Annotated in this window: 18 protein-coding genes; 11 read left to right on the top strand and 7 right to left on the bottom strand. The window is 38.4% G+C overall.

Features of this window, described 5'->3' with window-relative positions:
- Nucleotides 1-3,613 (top strand): beta strand repeat-containing protein (locus tag F3H00_RS09765; RefSeq protein ID WP_188115663.1); only part of this gene is annotated, 3,613 nt, incomplete at its 5' end.
- A 193-nt stretch (nucleotides 3,614-3,806) separates the two neighbouring features.
- Here the strand turns inward: F3H00_RS09765 and F3H00_RS10705 are convergent.
- Nucleotides 3,807-3,932, bottom strand: coding sequence for a hypothetical protein (locus tag F3H00_RS10705; protein ID WP_258032905.1), 126 nt, complete (start codon nucleotides 3,930-3,932; stop codon nucleotides 3,807-3,809).
- 159 nt (nucleotides 3,933-4,091) lie between these two features.
- Complete coding sequence (locus tag F3H00_RS09760; RefSeq protein ID WP_148800735.1) at nucleotides 4,092-5,927, bottom strand: aryl-sulfate sulfotransferase; 1,836 nt, start codon at nucleotides 5,925-5,927, stop codon at nucleotides 4,092-4,094.
- A 277-nt stretch (nucleotides 5,928-6,204) separates the two neighbouring features.
- Between F3H00_RS09760 and F3H00_RS09755 the strand changes: the two genes are divergently transcribed.
- From F3H00_RS09755 to F3H00_RS09725, 7 genes are all read left to right on the top strand, one after another.
- Nucleotides 6,205-6,951, top strand: a complete 747-nt coding sequence (locus F3H00_RS09755) for a carboxymuconolactone decarboxylase family protein (protein ID WP_148800733.1) — start codon at nucleotides 6,205-6,207, stop codon at nucleotides 6,949-6,951.
- Nucleotides 6,952-7,066: 115 nt separating this feature from the next.
- Nucleotides 7,067-7,723 carry a thiol:disulfide interchange protein DsbA/DsbL gene (locus tag F3H00_RS09750; protein ID WP_148800731.1) on the top strand — a complete coding sequence of 219 codons (657 nt, stop codon included), beginning with the start codon at nucleotides 7,067-7,069 and terminating at the stop codon, nucleotides 7,721-7,723.
- An 8-nt stretch (nucleotides 7,724-7,731) separates the two neighbouring features.
- On the top strand, nucleotides 7,732-8,352 hold the full coding sequence (dsbI, locus tag F3H00_RS09745) for a protein-disulfide oxidoreductase DsbI (RefSeq protein ID WP_148800729.1): 621 nt from the start codon (nucleotides 7,732-7,734) through the stop codon (nucleotides 8,350-8,352).
- Nucleotides 8,353-8,397: 45 nt separating this feature from the next.
- Nucleotides 8,398-10,047 carry a sensor histidine kinase gene (locus F3H00_RS09740; protein ID WP_148800727.1) on the top strand — a complete coding sequence of 550 codons (1,650 nt, stop codon included), beginning with the start codon at nucleotides 8,398-8,400 and terminating at the stop codon, nucleotides 10,045-10,047.
- A gap of 1 nt (nucleotide 10,048) precedes the next feature.
- Nucleotides 10,049-10,729, top strand: a complete 681-nt coding sequence (locus tag F3H00_RS09735) for a response regulator transcription factor (RefSeq protein WP_021090255.1) — start codon at nucleotides 10,049-10,051, stop codon at nucleotides 10,727-10,729.
- 90 nt (nucleotides 10,730-10,819) lie between these two features.
- A complete protein-coding gene (locus tag F3H00_RS09730) occupies nucleotides 10,820-11,389 on the top strand; it encodes a hypothetical protein (RefSeq protein ID WP_107769925.1) in 570 nt (189 codons plus the stop codon).
- A 92-nt stretch (nucleotides 11,390-11,481) separates the two neighbouring features.
- Nucleotides 11,482-12,219, top strand: coding sequence for a hydroxymethylpyrimidine/phosphomethylpyrimidine kinase (locus F3H00_RS09725; RefSeq protein ID WP_148800725.1), 738 nt, complete (start codon nucleotides 11,482-11,484; stop codon nucleotides 12,217-12,219).
- Between the two features lie 3 nt (nucleotides 12,220-12,222).
- Here the strand turns inward: F3H00_RS09725 and F3H00_RS09720 are convergent, their stop codons facing one another.
- Genes F3H00_RS09720 through purM form a run of 3 tightly spaced genes read right to left on the bottom strand, consistent with a single transcriptional unit; the run spans nucleotide 12,223 to nucleotide 13,920 of the window.
- Entirely contained in the window at nucleotides 12,223-12,645 is a 423-nt protein-coding gene (locus tag F3H00_RS09720; RefSeq protein WP_148800723.1) for an RDD family protein, read from the bottom strand.
- Between the two features lies 1 nt (nucleotide 12,646).
- The gene (locus F3H00_RS09715; protein WP_148800721.1) at nucleotides 12,647-12,937 is read right to left on the bottom strand and encodes a hypothetical protein; all 291 of its coding nucleotides are present in this window, start codon (nucleotides 12,935-12,937) and stop codon (nucleotides 12,647-12,649) included.
- Entirely contained in the window at nucleotides 12,937-13,920 is a 984-nt protein-coding gene (gene purM / locus F3H00_RS09710) for a phosphoribosylformylglycinamidine cyclo-ligase (RefSeq protein ID WP_148800719.1), read from the bottom strand. The genes F3H00_RS09715 and purM overlap by 1 nt, the downstream gene beginning before the upstream one ends.
- Before the next feature lie 80 nt (nucleotides 13,921-14,000).
- On the opposite strand from purM, the gene coaE reads away from it, so the two are divergent.
- Complete coding sequence (gene coaE, locus F3H00_RS09705; protein WP_148800717.1) at nucleotides 14,001-14,597, top strand: dephospho-CoA kinase; 597 nt, start codon at nucleotides 14,001-14,003, stop codon at nucleotides 14,595-14,597.
- Between the two features lie 50 nt (nucleotides 14,598-14,647).
- Nucleotides 14,648-15,391: a diaminopimelate epimerase gene (dapF, locus tag F3H00_RS09700; protein WP_148800715.1), complete on the top strand. Its 744-nt coding sequence runs from the start codon at nucleotides 14,648-14,650 to the stop codon at nucleotides 15,389-15,391.
- A 238-nt stretch (nucleotides 15,392-15,629) separates the two neighbouring features.
- On the opposite strand, the gene rplT is transcribed toward dapF, so the two are convergent.
- Nucleotides 15,630-15,986: a 50S ribosomal protein L20 gene (gene rplT, locus F3H00_RS09695; protein WP_004317321.1), complete on the bottom strand. Its 357-nt coding sequence runs from the start codon at nucleotides 15,984-15,986 to the stop codon at nucleotides 15,630-15,632.
- Between the two features lie 99 nt (nucleotides 15,987-16,085).
- Nucleotides 16,086-16,277: a 50S ribosomal protein L35 gene (gene rpmI, locus F3H00_RS09690; RefSeq protein ID WP_054195943.1), complete on the bottom strand. Its 192-nt coding sequence runs from the start codon at nucleotides 16,275-16,277 to the stop codon at nucleotides 16,086-16,088.
- 201 nt (nucleotides 16,278-16,478) lie between these two features.
- On the opposite strand from rpmI, the gene F3H00_RS09685 reads away from it, so the two are divergent.
- A complete protein-coding gene (locus F3H00_RS09685; RefSeq protein WP_148800713.1) occupies nucleotides 16,479-17,975 on the top strand; it encodes a C69 family dipeptidase in 1,497 nt (498 codons plus the stop codon).
- Nucleotides 17,976-18,408 lie beyond the last annotated feature (433 nt).

The following is an 18,408-nucleotide window of genomic DNA, read 5'->3' as shown; positions in this document are numbered from 1 at the left end:
CAATAACGAAACAGTAGCTGATATCTCAGCTTTACAACAAGCCATCTTAAAAGGAACAGATCTTAATGCTCTAGAAGAAACTGCTGCAGGTGGTCCACAAGCAGGTGGTAATGGTGGAGATGGCGTAAGCTTATCTTCTACTAGCTTTGCAGAAGGAGGCCACATTAGTAACATTAATGCTAATGTAGGAAGCATAGATGCTTTATCTCTAGCAGCAGGTGGAGATAATAGCTTTGGTGTAAGTGGAGGAAGTGCTGTTGGGGCTGGAATTGGGGCAACTACGCCTAAAGTTGGCATAAATATAAGCTCTACTGGCTCTAACGAAGGCGGAGTTATGACTTATGACCTATCTTTACCTACTGCATTGACAGCTAGACCTACTACGTTAAATTTAAATTTTAGCGGCGGAGTAGCCGGAGTAGATTACGACGCAAACTCTATAGAGTACTCTACCGACGGCGGCAATACTTGGACGCACGGTACTATCGTAAATCTTGCTGACGCAAATCAAATCAATAACGTCAAAGTAAGAGTAACTACTATAGATAACTATGGGCTTAAAAATGTCGATCTAGCTCATAATCCTACCGCAATGGGTGCTAATCAAAACCAAGGCGAACAAGACGGAAGCAAGTATTCTAATCTAAACGGAGTAGAGTACGGCATATATAAAAGAAATTTAACTCTAAACGTAACTACCGATAACGATGAGATCGCTAACTCTCAAGCTAACGGCAAAATTACCGATAACGACGATTATGTAAATATCAACCAAGGACTTAATGGTGCTAACATTGCTACTGAAGATGGCGAAGATACACTAAATATGAATACTGGTGCATATGCAAATTCTGATATTAATTTAGGAGTAGGCGATGATGCGCTAAATATCAAAGGCGGAACATTTAGTAAGGTAGATATCGATTTGGGTAGCGGTAATAATAATGTAACTATAGAAAACTCATTTGGTGATGTAGATGATAATTCATACAATAAAACTCGTATAATAAACTGGCAGAGCGGAAACGATACCGTAACTATAAAATCAGGCGCTACCGTTAAAAATGCTGAGATAGGAGTTCATAACGGGGAGGATGTTGTAACTCTAGAAAAAGATGCAACACTTGAACACTCTAGAGTCATTATGGGGGATGGTGACGATAAGTTAAATATAAATGGTACCGTTACTAGAGGGTCTCATATAAATTTAGATTTCGGTGAGGATAAACTAAATATAGGCGAGGACGCTAAAATATCTGATTCGAATATTCAGACGGATGATAGCGGTAACGGATATAAGGATACAGTAAATATTGCAAATAAAGTTACGCTTGAAAACTGGGCTGATATACAAGCTGGCGGTGGTAACGACGAGATTACGGCTGGCGATAATCTAACCCTTAGCAATCACTCAGGTATACACGGCGACTGGGGAGATAACGGAAGCGCTGGAACCGGTAGCGACGATGGCAACGATATCATCAATGTCGGCAAGAATTTAACTATGAGCGGCGGCTCTATAATATCTGGCGGCGGCGGTAACGATGAGATTACTATCGGTGAGAATGCTACTATTAGTGGTAACTCGACTATTGACGGTGGAGCCGGTAACGATACAATTTCCATGACTAACGGAACTCAAATTACTAATAGTAATATACTTATGGGCGACGGAGTAAACACTCTAAATATTACTAGAGATTCAACTGAAGTCAATAGAGGTATAAATTTAGATTCCGTAAAAATTAAAGGCGGTGCCGATAGAGACGTAGTAAATATCTCCGATACTACTGGGGAATCAGTAGCCACCCCTAAAGTAAAATTAGAAAATGATACTTCTATAAATTTAGGTGATGGAAATAACGAAATAACAGTAGATGGAAGCGTACTACTTGGAAAAATAGAAAACGGTACGCCTACTAAAAATATCATAACGACTGGAAGCGGACAAGATACCATCACTCTACAAAACGGAGCTACTATCGAAGAAAGAGTAATAGAAACCGGCGAAGGTGCGGATTATGTCAACGTATACGACGGAGCATCTTTAAATTTCGCAAAAATAGAAACCGGTAAAGGCAATGACATAGTAATGTTTGAGCACATTAATGCAAGCTCACCTCAAGGTTACACCTACTCTGCGGCAACGGAAACTGAGATAAATATGGGTGACGGTCATGATTCTTTACAGCTCACTGGTCTGGGTAATAGCGGCAGCTATGCGGGTAGAGTATCAGACTTCCAACAAGTAAATATAAATATGGGCGATGGAGATAGAAAGGAATTACAGATACACGGTGGCAAAGTTGAAACTACTAATATAACTACCGGTAGCAAAAACGATTTGGTACAAATACAAGGCGACTCTTTGATGGAAGGTAGAAACAATATATATACCGGTGCAGGAGTAGATCAAGTTTATATTGAGAATTCTAAACTTAATGGCACCGCTACCGCAAAAACAACTATAAATACCGGTGCTGACGGAGATGAGGTGGTGATCAGAAATTCTACTTTAACGCATGCAGAGATTCTTACTGATAGTGGAGAAGATAAGGTTTATATCGAAGATGAGGTAACGCTTGATGGTGCTATAAATACAGGTGCAGATAATGACGAAGTAAATATCAATACCAATATAACTGCAACTACTCAGGCAAACATCAAAACTGGTGCCGGCTCTGATACCGTAAATATAGCTAGTGGAGTAACACTCACTCGTACTGTTATAGACATGGGCGCTGGAGAGGATACTATAGAGCTTAAAGGCAATAGTGATACTGATCGCATAACATTTAAGGGATCTACGTTATATACCGATGATGCAGGATACACTGCTAATGATATAGATCATGTAACTATAACAAATACTACTTTCATGAAAAGCGATGATGGTAGATTATCTAGCGTAATCACTGGTGGCGGAAATGATGTAGTTACAGTAAAAGAGGGAACTATATTCCAAGATGATTCATTTATAGTTGCTGGAAATGGTGAAGATAAAATATATTTAAATAGTGGCTCTACATTTAATTCCTCTAGGGTATACGGTGACAATGCGTATGATGGTACTGATGGAGGAAATGATGAAATATATGTAAATGGAGCCGTATTTAATGGCAAAAATGAACATGGTAGTATACATGGTGGTATATATGCTGGAGGCGGAGATGATAAAATTTTTGTTAACTCTGGAACATTCAATGATGCTAAGATAGAAGGTGGAATTGGCGACGATTTTATCTCAATCAAACAAGGTGTAACCCTAAATAATACAACTATCGACGGCGGAACTGGATATGATACATTAAAAATCGCTGATGATAGCTTAGACTTTAGCAAAGTTAAGAATATCGAAAAACTAGATCTAACTGAAGGTAACCATAACATAAATAATCTATCAGCTAAAGATGTTCTAGATATGACTGAAAACAGCAACAGACTAAGAATAAGTGGCGATAGCGATGATCATCTTGGTCTTGTGAGCAAGGGTTGGGTTGCTTCAGGTACTAAAGTTACTGATGAAAATCATATTGACTACAATGTTTATACTAACACAGTGGATGGAAAAACTGTAACTCTAGAAGTTCAAGACCAAGTACACGTATTTTAATGTTTAACTAACTAATCCCAAAGGAATTTTCCTTTGGGATATTTTTTTATTTCTATAATTTCTCATAGTCATTTATCTTTTTAATAAGTAGTAGTTAGTATATATCAAATCAGTAAGTCTATATAGATCAGTAAAAGCTGAAAATGGATAAAATTAGCGGCAAATGTAGATAAATTTACCGCTGTAAGATAAATTATTTTCCAGTTGGATCTAGACTGTGTGTAGCGATCTTTTCTATATTTACTGGGACTTTTACTATGTCACCTGATATATCTTTGATCTCTCTAAACTGAGCCGCATTTATACTAAAAGCAGCCATCAATGCCACTAAGGCAGTAAAAAATTTTTTCTCTTTTTCTTTATTTTTATAATTTAAGAACTTTATCGGATATAAGAATGGCTAAATTTTTAAAATTTATAAGAAAAATTTCCCTATCCATACAAAATGGAAGGGAAATTTATGTAAGAGTTAAATTGCTTATTTCTCAAAAGCTTTTTGTAAGCTAAATGGAAATGCCTGATAGCCCATCGCATTTGTCATTTTTATCTCGATGCCAGGCTCTTTTGCACCCCACTCAAACTCATCTATATGTGGGCTAGGAAGTCCTACTGGGCGACCTTTGGCGATATCAAACTGCATGCCAGCAACGGCTGAATATACCATGATGCTATCAAGGTCGTCTTGATACTGTGTAAGGCTGGTGACCGAGCTATACCACTCTTTACCACGTTCTTTGCCGTATTCCCAGATTTGCTCGACTGTCTTTTTGTTTTCATCTATTTTATAAACAACTGCACGAGAGTATTTCATTCCTGCCATTGCGGGCTGCTCCATTCCTCTTGTGTCTCCGTTGTCAAAGACAGTGAGATAAATTTCGCCTTTTTTAGACTTGCTATCTATCCTAAATGCCGTGTGCTGTGTCCACTGCCAGTCAAAGCCACCTTTGTCGCTCTCGTATCCTGGGCATTTTGAATACTCATCTTCGCAGACTATTTTGTTGCCTTTGCTATCAACTGGCTGAAGGAGTTTGTCTTTAAATTTATCGCTCCAACCCTTGTGAGCGCCCATGATCCATTTTACTTGTTTATCACGGCCGATCTTTATAACTGCGTCTTGGTGGCGGCTTGAGATGATGATACTATCATCGCTTGGGTCGTAGTCTACACTATTTACATGTGCCCAGTTGCGTCCTGGACCAGCGCCAACTATGTCGCCCCATTTATCATGTGTATCCATAGACTGAAGCTCATCTGCGCTTGCAGTGTGGCCTGCTTTTTTAGCGTCTATGTTTAAGCAAACTGCGCCTTGATCAAGCGTTTTTAGTACGATGTCGCGGTAAGGATCGAGGATTTCATATAGTCTAAAGTCATCAACTACGTTGCCATCTCTGTCAAGCTCAACGATCACGTCGCGCACTGTTCTTACATTTTTGCCATCAGCTCTTTTATAATCAGCATTTGCCACGCGCAAGAAGTAGTGTCCATTTTGTGCTACGTCCATTGAGTGAGAGAAGTCGTTGTAGCTAGCTGGTAGCTCGCGGTTAAAAATTTCTCTACCCATGATGTCGTATTTTGCGTATCTTTGGCCATATCCCCAAGTCATAGCGCCGTCGTCATTTTGCTTAAAGCCCATCATCACGCCAGCGTGAAATGGCTGCTTTAGATCGTAAATTTTGCTTGGCTCAAGGTACCATCTAACCTCGCCTTTTGTATCAAGGATGAAATTATTTGGGCTGTAGTTCCACTCGATCGCACCGCCAGCTGGGTTGTTCCAAACGACTTTTGTGCCCTTGCCTGTTTTATTTACAAAGTTATTTACATAGTAGAGGCGATTTGCAAATTTAGCACTCGCAGGCTTAGTAACCTCGATCTTGTCAAATAGCGCGCCCTTTTGATTTGGTGTACCTGAGCTTTCTAGGTAGATGGCTGGAGCGTAAATTTTATAGCTCTCTTTTATATGCTCGGTCTTACCTTTGTAGCTCTTGTCGTACTCGACTTCAACGGTGTTTTGATAGTCAGGATACATGCCAAAAACTGGGATGCCGCCATGTGTGCGAAGATGCTTATCAGCCACTTTGTAGCTTATCACCTGACCGCCTTGTTTTGGTACGATGGTTACTTTGGCATTGCTTAGTGTGTAGCCGCCATTTTTGATGACTGCTGTAAGTGGGGCAGTGTCGTATGGATTTACCACTACTTCGCCTATTTGCCCAGTGATAGCATAGTCTAGTTTAGCTCCGCTTGGGCCGCCTATCGCAAAAGCGCTTGAGCAAAGCACAGAAGCTAGCACAACACAACTCAAAGTCTTTTTCATAACATCTCCTTTGGATAAATTTTATAAACTCTACTCATAAAGCTTATAAAATTTAGAAAAAGCCTCGGAACGCCCAAGGCTTAAAATAGGTAAAAGGAGTAATAAAAAATATTGCGTCCTTCGTAATTGTAATAAAACCTTATAACATAAAAATCACGATAAACTTTATAATGGCTTAAAATCTAAATTTATATTAAAAATTTTTGTCTTTTTGGACCTTAAGCTAGCATTTACGCTTTAGCACTTATAATCAGCCCCAAACAATGGAGCAGAACTTATGACACTAACTTACAATGCAAAGAAAATTTATGAAATTTGGTTTAACTCAAGCTCACAGCTTGAGTCAGATAGTAGCGATTTTCTAGAGGATTATTTAAATTTTTTAGGCGATATTAGTGAAGTGATAAATATTGATGAAAAAACAAGACTTTCGGTTATCATCGCCTCTCTTTGCGTGAGCAAAGGTGCAAAAAGCTCATTTAAAAGCTTCGTTAGGGCTGCTTTAAATGTAGGCATATCAGCAAAAGAGATAAGAGAAATTTTATATCAAGCAGTGCCTTATGCTGGGCTTGGCAAGGTAGAAGATTATATATTTTTAGCTGATGAAATTTTTAATGAGCGCTATATAGAGCCTGAAAATATGCCTAAAAAATCAAGAGAAGGTAGAGGCGAAAGAGGCCTTGAGATACAAAGAAAACTTTTTCCAGCGGTTGATAAATTTATCGCATCAATGCCAAATGATCAAAAACATATAATGGAGTTTTTATCGCAAAACTGCTTTGGCGATTTTTATGCAAGAGATGGACTTAGCTTAGAGCTTAGAGAGCTTTTGACATTTGTCTATATCACGACTCTTGGCTTTGCAAAACCACAGCTTTTAGGGCACATTGCTGCAAATTTTGGTATCGGCAACGATAGAGCTAAACTAATAAGCGTTGTTACGACACTTATACCATTTATAGGCTATCCGAGTGCTTTAAATGCATTATCAGCAATAAATGAGATAAGCTCTAGTAAAAATTAAATTTTTAATCAATGCGATATCTTATAAATTTCAGCCAAAATTTATTCTAGCGTTAAAATTGCGGTTGAGCTTGGTTGTAGAATAACTCAAAATAAATCATCTAAAGGAGATTATCATGAGTTTTCTATCTAAATTTAGTAAGGCTATCTTTGCCGTTGCAGTAGCTGGTGCGATCAGTGCTAGTGCATTTAGCGAGGGTGAGGACTACGTCAAGCTTGAAAAGCCACTAAGCGCGGGGCAAAATACGCTAGTTAAAATTTTTAGCTACGCTTGCCCATTTTGCTACAAGTATGATAAGAGCGTCACTCCAAAGGTAGTTGAGAAAATCCCTGGGCTAAAATACGAACCATTTCATCTAAAGACAAAGGGCGATTATGGCGAGGTTGCGAGCAAGGTTTTTGCTGTGCTTATCGTTATGGATGAGGCAAAAGGGGTTAGCTTATTTGATGAAAATTCGCTATTTAAAAAGGCTAAATTTGCCTACTACAAGGCTTATCACGACAAAAAAGAGCGCTGGGGTGATGGCAAAGACGCTGAGGGCTTTTTAAAGACTGGACTTGATGCTGCTGGCGTTAGTAAAGCTGATTATGAAAAAGAGCTAGCTAATCCAAAAGTGACTGAGCTACTTAAGAAGTGGGACGAGAGCTACGATGTGGCAAAAATTCAAGGTGTGCCAGCATTTGTCGTAAATGGCAAATACCTCATCATGACAAAATCAATTAGCTCGCTTGACGGCATGGCAGCACTCATCGAAGAGCTTCTTAAAAAATAAGGCGCCACATGAGCTTTTTTAAAAAAATGGCTAAATTTCAAGACTCACGCATCTCTTGGGCGATCTTAGTCTTTGTAAGCGTCGCGCTTGTCGTTATCGCGCACTCGCTCTTTCAAAACTACGCTTATATGCCTCCTTGCGAGCAGTGCGTCTATATACGTTTTGCCTTTTTGTGCATGGCACTTGGCGGCGTGATCGCTATCATAAATCCAAAAAATTTGCTCTTTGCTCTAGTTGGCTACGTCTTTGCCTTTTGGGGAGCGGTGCAGGGCATAATGTATAGCGTAAAGCTAGCCAAAATCCACGACGCAGTGCATGGCGATGATCCTTTCGGCGTGCAGGGCTGCTCGACTGAGCCGCACTATCCATTTGGCTTGCCGCTTGAGAAGTGGGCGCCTGACTGGTTTATGCCAACAGGCGACTGCGGATATGATAGCCCTATGGTGCCTGATGGCGTGATGCTAAGCGATTTGCAAAAGAGCATAGTTGATCTTTATGCGGACGGCTGGTATCTTGTGCCATCATCTAAATTTATGTCGATGGCTGATTGCACGCTGCTTGGGTTTAGTGTTTGTTTTGTAGTGCTTGCACTTATGCTCGTTTCAAAGCTTTTATCCTTTTTAAAATGAATTTAGTTAGCCCAAATTTGGGCTAACTTAGGATATACTGCACGCATGGGTATTAATTTAAAATCACAAAATATTAAAATCTACGCCATCATCTTGCTTGCTAGCCTTTTTGTAATACTTCTTGGGCTAAATATTTATAGCAATGCAAAAGAGAAAATCATAGAGCTATCTGATAAAAATAACATAGCAGTTAGCAAAAATATCGTAAACAACTTTCAAATTTGGCTTGATGAGCGTATAAATTCACTCATTCGTGCGTCAAAATTTATACAAAATGCAGGCATCGTAGATGACGATGAAAAGATAGCTGGCTTTATAAAGCTCTTTAAGCAAAACGCGAAAGAATTTGATCTAATGCAGCTTTTAAGGGATGATGGAGAAATTTTTGTAGATGGAGAAAAAATTTTAGAAGAAGTTATGCCAAAAAGTGAAAGAGCAGGGCTTATCTGGTATGTCGAGACAAAAAATACAAATGCTCCAAGTGTAAATTTCATGCAAAAACATAAAATTTTAAAAGGCTCAACTCTAAATTTATGCGTTCCAGTCACAAAACAAGCGAAATTTAAAGCAGCACTTTGTGGCGTCGTGCGTATAGAAAATATCTTTAATAGCATTAAAAATTTTAGCCTTGCGCCAAATTCTTACTCATTTTTGGTGACTCATAGCGGTGAAATTTTAACATCGATACCTGATCTTGCTTTAAAAAAAGAGATCGAGGAGAAATTTAAAGAGTTGTTTTTAAAAGATGAAGATATTACGAGCTTAAAAATAGGACAAAATTTAATCCAAGTAGCTGAGATACCAACGATAAATTGGTTCATAGGAGCTGGCACAAATAATGAAGAGGAAATTTCAGCTTTAACAAAAGAAGCTTTAAAAAATGCTCTAAGCTTGCTCTTTGCCTTCGTTGCGCTCACATTTTTGGCAAATATTCTTCATAATTTTATGTATAACAAGATAAAAAAGATACAAGATGAGTATGAAACATTGCTAACTCATAGAGCCAAAATGAGTGAGGCGGGCGAGCTAATAAGTGGTATCAATCATCAATTCATTCAGCCGGTAAATTCGCTAAAACTAATGCTAAGCTCGTGCATAATGTTAAAAAAAGAAGGTAAATTAAGCGATGAGGAGCTAATAAATTTACTTGAAAAAGGACAAAGCTCAGTCAAACTTCTTTCAAGTACTATTGAAATTTTTAGGAATTTTTACAAAAGCGCTGAAAATGTGAGCGAATTTGAGGTACAAACAAGCGTTAAAAACCTAATAACTCTCATGCACACAGAGCTAAGCCGTGCAAATGTGAGTGTAAAATTTAGCGGCTTTAATGAACAAAAAGTTCGTCAGATAGAAAATATAATCCAACAAATTTTGTTAATCCTAATACACAACGCAAAAGACTCACTTGTCGAAAGCTACAAAGATGAGCCACTAAAACGTATCATCGAGATAAAATTTAGAAGCTTTGAATATAAGTGCTACATCGGAGTTTATGACAATGGAAATGGCGTAAGCGAGCAAATGAGCGAGAAAATTTTTACTTGGCTAAATACCACCAAAAAGCAAGGAAATGGCATAGGACTTTATTTTGCTAAAAAGCTAGCACAAGAAAAGCTAAATGGTGATGTAAGGCTCGTAAATAACGCAAAGCCAACGGTGTTTGAGCTAAGTTTTGATATAAATTTAAAGGACTAAAATGCAAGAAGTCTTAGAAATTTTAAAAAAGACGTCTGTCTTGGTAGTCGAAGATGACGATATGGCAAGAGAGCTTATTATTAGTGGGCTTAAACCTTATTGCGAGCAGGTAATTGGTGCTTGCAATGGACAAGATGGCGTGGAGAAATTTAAAAAGCAAGGCTTTGATATCGTGATGAGCGATATTCACATGCCAGTGCTTAATGGCTTTGAAATGATGAATGAGATGAAGCGCACAAAGCCGCACCAAAAATTTATCGTCTTTACCTCTTATGATAGCGATGAAAATTTGATAAAAAGCATGGAGGAAGGGGCGATGCTCTTTCTAAAAAAGCCTATTGATATGAAGGATCTTAGAGCAATGCTTATTAGTTTAAGTTTTGAACGAGATGAAAAGCTGGTTTATTTAAGCGATGAGGTGAGTATAAATTTAAAAAGAGAGAAAATTTATAAAAACGGCATTGAAATTTATCTTAGCTTTTTGCAAAATAAGATATTTTGGCTCTTTGCTTATAATCTAAATAAGCTAGTTACTTATGAGATGATAGAAGAATTTGTCTATGAAAGCGATGTTAGCAAGGCGGCTATCCAAAATGTGATACTTCGCCTAAAACGTGAGCTTGGTGTGAAATTTAAAAATATCAGCGAGAGCGGATATATTTTAATCACAAAATCTGAATGATTTGGAATTATCGCCACCTTGTACCATAGTACAATATACAAAAGTAATTAAATATACTAAAATACCGACAAATAAAAATAAGGAATAAAGATGGCAGCAGTAGCTGGTATAGTTAAAAGTGTTTCATCTGATGTTATAGCGATAGACCAAAATGATCATGTAAGAGTTTTAGACGTAAATGATAAAGTATATATCGGAGAGGCTATAAAGGGCGAGAGTGAAAGCTCAAGTATTACAATCACTGCGAATGATGGACAAGATATATCAATAAACGGATACGATACTCTTTGGCTAGATAGTAGCGTAGTAAGCGATGATATTGGTGAGTCTAGTATAGATACTGACGCATTGTTTAAAGCACTTCTTGGCAATGATTATGTATCTATTTTAGATCATATAAATGAAAAAGTAGATGATATCCTTAGTGCAACTAATTTAGAGCAAGAAGAGCTAAATGATGAGGCTAGCGCAAATATTAGTTTTAATGAAATAGATCCAAATTTAATAAATGAGCATGGATTAAGAGAAGATGATCTTTTAACCAAAATAAACGAACATAAAGAGAGTGATAAGCAGATAGATCCTAGCTTTGAGCATACAAATCTTAATGCAACTACGATATATATAGATATCGATAACGACTTAAATAAACTTTCATAAATTTGAGCTTTTTGCTCAAATTTCTTCTGTTTTAAAAAACTCAAATTTATCTAATATCCTCTATAATAAGCCAAAAATTTCAAAGGAAAACGATGAAAAAAATTCTAATCATCGCAGGCTCTTGTAATAGCGGCACAGCTGGGCTTCAAGCAGATATAAAAACATGTGCTAGGCTTAATTGTTATAGTGCAACAGCGGTAACTTCTTTGGTCGCTGAGACTACGGATGCTGTAAAGAGTGTAGTTTGCTTAGAGCCTAGTTTTGTCAAAGATCAGCTAAATACGCTTGCGGAAGAATTTAGCTTTGATGCGATTAAGATAGGCATGTTATTTAGTGAAGAGATTATGGAAGTGGTGCGTGAGTTTTTACTGGCTCAAAAAAATACCAAAGTAGTACTTGATCCAGTTTGCGTCTCAAAAAGCGGACACAAACTTATAAAAGATAGTGCGGTGGCAAAACTAAAAGAGCTAATGAGCTTAGCTACAGTAACTACTCCAAATTTAGATGAGGCAAATGTGCTTTTTGGTGATGATTATAAAGATTTGCCTTGTGATGTCATCGTAAAGAAACATATCAGCGAAGATAGCAGCATAGACACACTTTATAAAAAAGATGGCTCACTAAGAAATTTTAAGACTCCACTTGTTAATCCGCTTGTAATGAGTGGAACTGGTTGTAGCTTCTCAACTGCACTTGCTTGCTTTTTAGCAAAGGGCAAGAGCTTAGAGGAGTCTATACAACTTTCAAAAGAGTATATTTGCTCTATCATAGAAGAGAGCATCGATACAAAACTTGGCAAAAATCGCTTACTTTGGCATGGAGCGAAGTAAAATTTATCCCTCTGATCTTTGCACGGCAGCTGAGTGAGTGATGATGTCGTGCAGATTTAGTTTATCTTTTCTAAAGAAACAAAGGCAAAGTCCAAGTATGCTAAAGCCAGCAAAGGCAAAGCAAATTTGGCGCAAGATGGTGTGAAAAAAGCTTAGTTTTCTACCGGTTTTTAGGTTTATTAGATAAATTTCTTGTGCTTTATAGCCTGGAGTTTGTGCTTTTATGCTAAAAAAAAGGCATATTATAAGCGAGATCAGGCTATTTGCACCAAAAATGGCAATTTGGTTGTGCAAAAATGCCTCTTTGCCATCAAGCACAAGATATGTTGTCGCATAAAATATCGGCATACCGATGATAAAAAGATCGATGATAGAGGCCTTTACTCTAGCCCAGATCGGTGCGATTTTTGCCTTTTGCTTTGCCAAGTTATTTTCCTGTGTTTATGTAGATACGGCTAAATTTTTCCCAGTCATATAGGTAGATAAGGCAGTCGATCACCTCGCAGCTCTCATCGTAAAGATCGCCGTCCTCGCCGTTGTCTTGCATGATAGGTAGCATGCCTGATCCTCTCGAGACCTCACACCAATACTCATAAAAATCAAGCTTTTTGATATCGCTCTCTAGCACGCCAAACATGCCTAAAAACTGATAGATGCTAAGATCAAAAAAGCTCTTATTTTCGGTTTTTAGTAAGCGTTTTTTGCTATTTTCTTGCATTAAACTAGCTCTACGCCTTTGCCATTTACTACTTCACCGATCACGTAGCCATCGCTGCTAGCTAGGACAGCGTCAACGTTTTCTTTTGACACAACTAATATCATGCCAACGCCCATGTTAAAGGTTCTCATCATCTCGCTATCTTCTACTTTTTGTGCGATGATTTTAAAAATTTCAGGCGTTTTTATAGCACTTTTTTGCACCTTTGCGCCAAGTCCAGCAGGGAAGACGCGAGGCAAGTTTTCAACTATGCCACCACCGGTGATGTGAGCCATTGCCGTAATCTTATCCTTTAATCTTAAAAAGTCGCTCACGTAAATTCTAGTTGGCTCAAGAAGTACGTCGATGAGCTTTTTATCGCCTACTTTTTCATCAAATTTTAGTCCAAGCTCGCTAACTACTTTTCTTGCAAGAGAGAAGCCATTTGAGTGCAGGCCACTACTAGGAAGTGCGACTAAAACGTCACCAGCTTTTACAAATTTGCTTCTGTCGATCTCATCAGCCTCAGTGATACCAACGGCAAATCCAGCAAGGTCAAAGTCGCCTTTTTCATACATCGACGGCATCTCAGCTGTCTCGCCGCCGATAAGTGCGCATTGCGCCTTTTTGCAGCCATTTGCGATGCTTTTTACAACCTCTTTGGCACTCTCTATCTCAAGCTTTGCCGTTGCGTAGTAATCGAGAAAAAAGAGTGGTGTGGCGAAGTTGCAGATGAGGTCGTTTACGCACATTGCGACTAGATCCTCGCCCACGCCGTCAAATTTCTTAGCGTCGATAGCTAGGCGAAGCTTTGTGCCGACACCGTCAGTCGCGCCTAGAATGGCTGGATTTTTATACCCGCTTGGTAGTCTGACCGCTCCTGAAAATGACCCAATGCCACCTATAACGTTTGGTGTTTGTGTAGATTTTACGAAAGGCTTTATCGCCTCAACAAAGCTATTTCCAGCATCTATATCCACTCCAGCATCTTTATAGCTTATCATCTTTACCCTTTTTTGTAATTTTTTAAAACTTTAGCCAAAAGTTGCTAAAATTGTCATCAATTTTCAAAAATGGAGCGAGTTTGCAGAAATTTCCAAACGCTTATGTCGTCACAGGCTCGATCGCTAGCGGTAAAAGCACGGCTATAAATTTGCTAAAAAAACGAGGCTTTAGTGTGATTGATGCGGACGTGATCGCTCATGAACAGCTTGAAATTTGTAAATGTGAGATAGTAGAATTTTTTGGCGAGCAAATTTTAGACGAAGTTGGCAAGATCGATCGTCAAAAACTTGGTACCATTGTTTTTAATGATCCAAAAAAATTAAAAATTTTAGAGCAAATTTTGCATCCAAAGATAAAGGAAGAAATTTTATCTCGTGCTACGAATCTTGAGTGCTTGGGGCAGGTTTATTTTGTCGATATTCCTTTGTTTTTTGAAAAAGAGGATCGATACGCTGAGTTTAAAAATATAGCTGTGATCTATGCGCCAAAAGAGCTTTTGCTAAGCCGCTTAATGAGCCGAAATGGTCTAAGTTTAGAGGACGCAAAAGCAAGAGTGGAGCTTCAGATGGATATCGAGCAAAAGCGAAAAAGGGCAAATTTTATCATAGATAATAGTGATGATAAAAAAAATTTAGAGCAAGAACTAGAGAAATTTCTAAGGCAAATTTGCGGATAGTTTTATATAAATTTGGCAAAAATAAGTAGAGTAATGTTAAAGGAAAAATAATGCAAGTTTCAAAGTACAACGCTAGTGGCAACGATTTTGTAATATTTCATACATTTTTGAGTAAAGATAGAAGTGAGCTAGCAAGGCAAATTTGCAGCAGAACGAACGGTGTGGGAGCTGATGGGCTCATCGTGCTTTTGCCTTACGAAAAGGGCGTGAAATGGGAGTTTTACAACAGCGACGGAAGCTACGCTGCGATGTGTGGCAACGGCTCGCGCGCGGCTGCTAGATATGCCTATCTAAATGGTCTTGTTAGTTCAAACGAATTTGTCTTGCTAACTGGTAGTGGCGAGGTTATGGCAAGTGTGAAAAACGAGTGTATCGAGGTTGTGCTAACAAGTCCAAAGATTTTAAGCGAGCCGCTAAATGAAAACGGCAAAACTTGGTATTTTTATGATACTGGCGTGCCTCACCTTGTAAATTTTACACAAAATTTAGAGGAATTTGACGTCAAAGAGTGCAGGGCGCTTCGTCAAAAATACAATGCAAATGTAAATTTGGCCAAATTTGAGGGTGGAGCTTTAAAGGTGAGAACCTACGAAAGGGGCGTAGAGGACGAGACGCTAGCTTGTGGCACTGGTATGGCGGCTTGCTTTTACGGCGCTACTTTAAATTTAAATGCAGCGCAATGCCTAAAAGTCTATCCAAAAAGCGGCGAGGAGCTTGGACTTAGGCTTGAAAACGGTAAAATTTTATTTAGTGGAGCGGTGAAACACTGCTTTGATACGAGTATTGAAATTTAGCTATTTAGAGCGAGTTTTATACTTGCTCTTGGCTAGTTTGGCTAGTAATGGTAAGCAAATTTTTCAAATTTATATTACTAAATTTGCACCTAGCTGATGAAGTAAAATTTTATAGTGGTATTAATTTAAAATTTGAATACAAAATAACTAATTAAAAAAAATTTCGAAAAATAAATTTTAATAAAAATTTGATAGAAATTTAAAAAAAGAAGATCTCCGCCGAAGCGGAGAAAAGGTGTTATTTCAAAGCATCTTTTGCTTGTTTTGCAAGTGCCGCAAATGCCTTCGCGTCATTCATAGCTAGATCAGCTAAAATTTTTCTATCAAGTTCGATCTTAGCTTTGTTTAAGCCGTTGATAAATCTTGAATAGCTAATGTCGTTTAGTCTGCAAGCTGCATTGATACGAACGATCCATAAACGTCTGAAATCACGTTTTTTCTGACGTCTGTCGCGGTATGCATAAACTAAACTTCTCTCTAGTTGCTCTTTAGCTTTTCTAAAGTGTTTATGTCTAGCACTGAAAAAGCCACGTGCTAGCTTTAAAACTTTCTTATGGCGTCTTCTTCTAACTACGCCTGTTTTTACTCTTGCCATATTTATCCTTTTACAAATTGGCGCTCACAAAGTGAGTCTTGCCCCTAAATTTGGGGGAGTTTGAATGACTTTTTTGTCAAAAACTTAAATCTACGCTGCTTATACGCCGAGCATTTTGCGAACAGCTGAGACGTTTGTGCTATCCACGTAGTGTGGTCCACGAAGGTCTCTCATACGCTTACTAGGTTTTTTTGTTAAGATGTGGCTTCTAAAAGCAGAGCCTCTTTTTATCTTATTTTTACCTACTTTAAAGCGCTTAGCAGCACCGCGAACGGTTTTCATCTTTGGCATGCTAATCCTTTTTGAAATTTTATACGCAATCGCGTAAGTTTTGGATTATAGCGAAAAATCCTTTAGAAAATTTAAATTTCACTTAGACAAAATTTGCAATAAATTTACATTTAACTTAAAAAAATTTTAAAATATGGAACTAATTTATTAAATTTGGCGTATAATCACATAAAGAAATTTTATTTTACTAAAGGAGTAAAAATGAAAGGCAAAATTCTTGCATCAATCGTCGCTATGAGTGCGATTTTAGGCACAAGTAGCTTGGCATGCACTACCATTTTAGTAGGAGATAAAGCTTCAAACGACGGCTCTATGCTAGTGGCTAGAAGCGCAGATAGCAAGGCTATAAAAGCTCAAGTCTTTTTGATCCATCCAGCTACGAAAAACCAAACTGGTATGCACAGCTCAAAAGCCCATGACGGCGCAAATGACTTTACATATCCGCTTCCAAAAGATGGTATGAGATACACAACTATCGCAAACTCACACACAAAGCTTCACGGAGCAGTCGGCTACAACGAGGCTGGCGTTGGACTAAGTGGCACTGAGACCATCTACGCAAAAGACGAGCTTTTAAAGATCGATCCATATAACGAAGAGAGCGGTATCACAGAAGATGACATCCCAGACGTGCTTTTGCCACGTATGAAGAGTGCAAAAGAGGGCGTTAAGCTTCTTGGCGAGATAGTAGAGACAAAAGGCGCTGGAGAGGGCTTTGGCGTGGTATTTATCGACGCAAACGAGCTTTGGTACTTTGAGACTGGTACTGGCCACAAATGGATCGCTTCAAAGATCCCGCAAGATGAGTACTTCGTCACTGCAAACCAAGGCAGACTACACGCTTACAAAGAGAATGATCCAAATTTTATGGGTGCAAAAGATGTGATCAAATTTGCGATCGACAACAAGACTTATGACCCTGCAAAAGATGGAGAATTTAACTTTACAAAGGCCTATACAAGGGACGATGAGAGAGATGTGACTTACAACTATCCACGTGTTTGCTGGGTTCAAAGCATGTTTAATCCAAGCTTAAAACAAGACTTCGCCGATGGTCAGAAATTCCCAGTATTTTTAAAACCAGAGAAAAAACTAAGTGTTGAAGACCTAAAAGCTGCGATGAGAGCCCACTACAACGGCACTGCGTTTGATAACTACGCCAGCAAAGATGAAGATAAGAAAAACATCTACCGCGCCATAAGCGTCTTTAGAACATACGAGTCTCACGTCATGCAGGTGCGCCCATGGCTACCAAAAGAGATCGGCCGCGTGACCTATGTCGCTCTTGGCATGGCTGATCTTAGCGTTTATTTGCCGTATTACGAGGGGCTTGATGGTTTTATAAAAGGTTACACTGATGGCTCATACGACGCTGATGATACTTCTATATACTGGGTTTATAGAAAGCTTCAAACCCTTGTGATGACTGACTATGAGAAGTATTCGCCAGTGGTTAAAGAGGCCTACTCTAAATTTGAAAAAGAGTTGGCGGTAAAACAGGCTAAATTTGAAGATGAGTACGTCAAACTTTATAAAAAAGATAAGAAAAAAGCGGACAAACTCCTAAATGAATTTAGCAAAAAAACAATGCAAGAGGCCAAGGATTTAACTCAGGAGCTTACAAATAAGGTCTTTACTATGCTTACAGCTGATATGGATGCTAAGCTAAAATCTTTAAATAAAGGCAAAAAAGACTAAATATTCTGGGCGTGAAATTTAGTAGCGCCCAATCTTTAAACAAAAATTTGGCAAAGAGCGTTTATAATGCCGGACAAAATTTATCTCAAAGGAAAAACGCTGATGCCTTGTCCCATGCATAAAGCTCATTAATCTTGGCAAAAAACATATCAGCGATTTTCAAAAGTCACGCAAATTTTTAAACAATTTCACATTTTTTTACATTGAAATAAATCCATTTTTGCTATCAGGTCCGTTTCATTGTAACTGCATCTTTAATAGCAAAGCTAAGCAATGCTTGAAATTTGGCAAGGATCTTTTTAGCAGGGTTTTTTATAAATTTTACTTTAGTTTAAGAAGAAGCGGATGTCATCCACCGCGTTTGGGGTGACAAATTTATTGTTTGAGTTGTGATAGTGAAAATTTGGCTTTTGGTGGCAGAAGGGGTTTCTAC

It is taken from the genome of Campylobacter concisus (assembly GCF_902460845.1).
GTDB classification, from domain to species: Bacteria; Campylobacterota; Campylobacteria; order Campylobacterales; family Campylobacteraceae; genus Campylobacter_A; species Campylobacter_A concisus_X.
The sequence above is the reverse complement of the archived record's forward strand: the minus strand, read 5'-3'. Positions and strand labels throughout refer to the sequence as shown.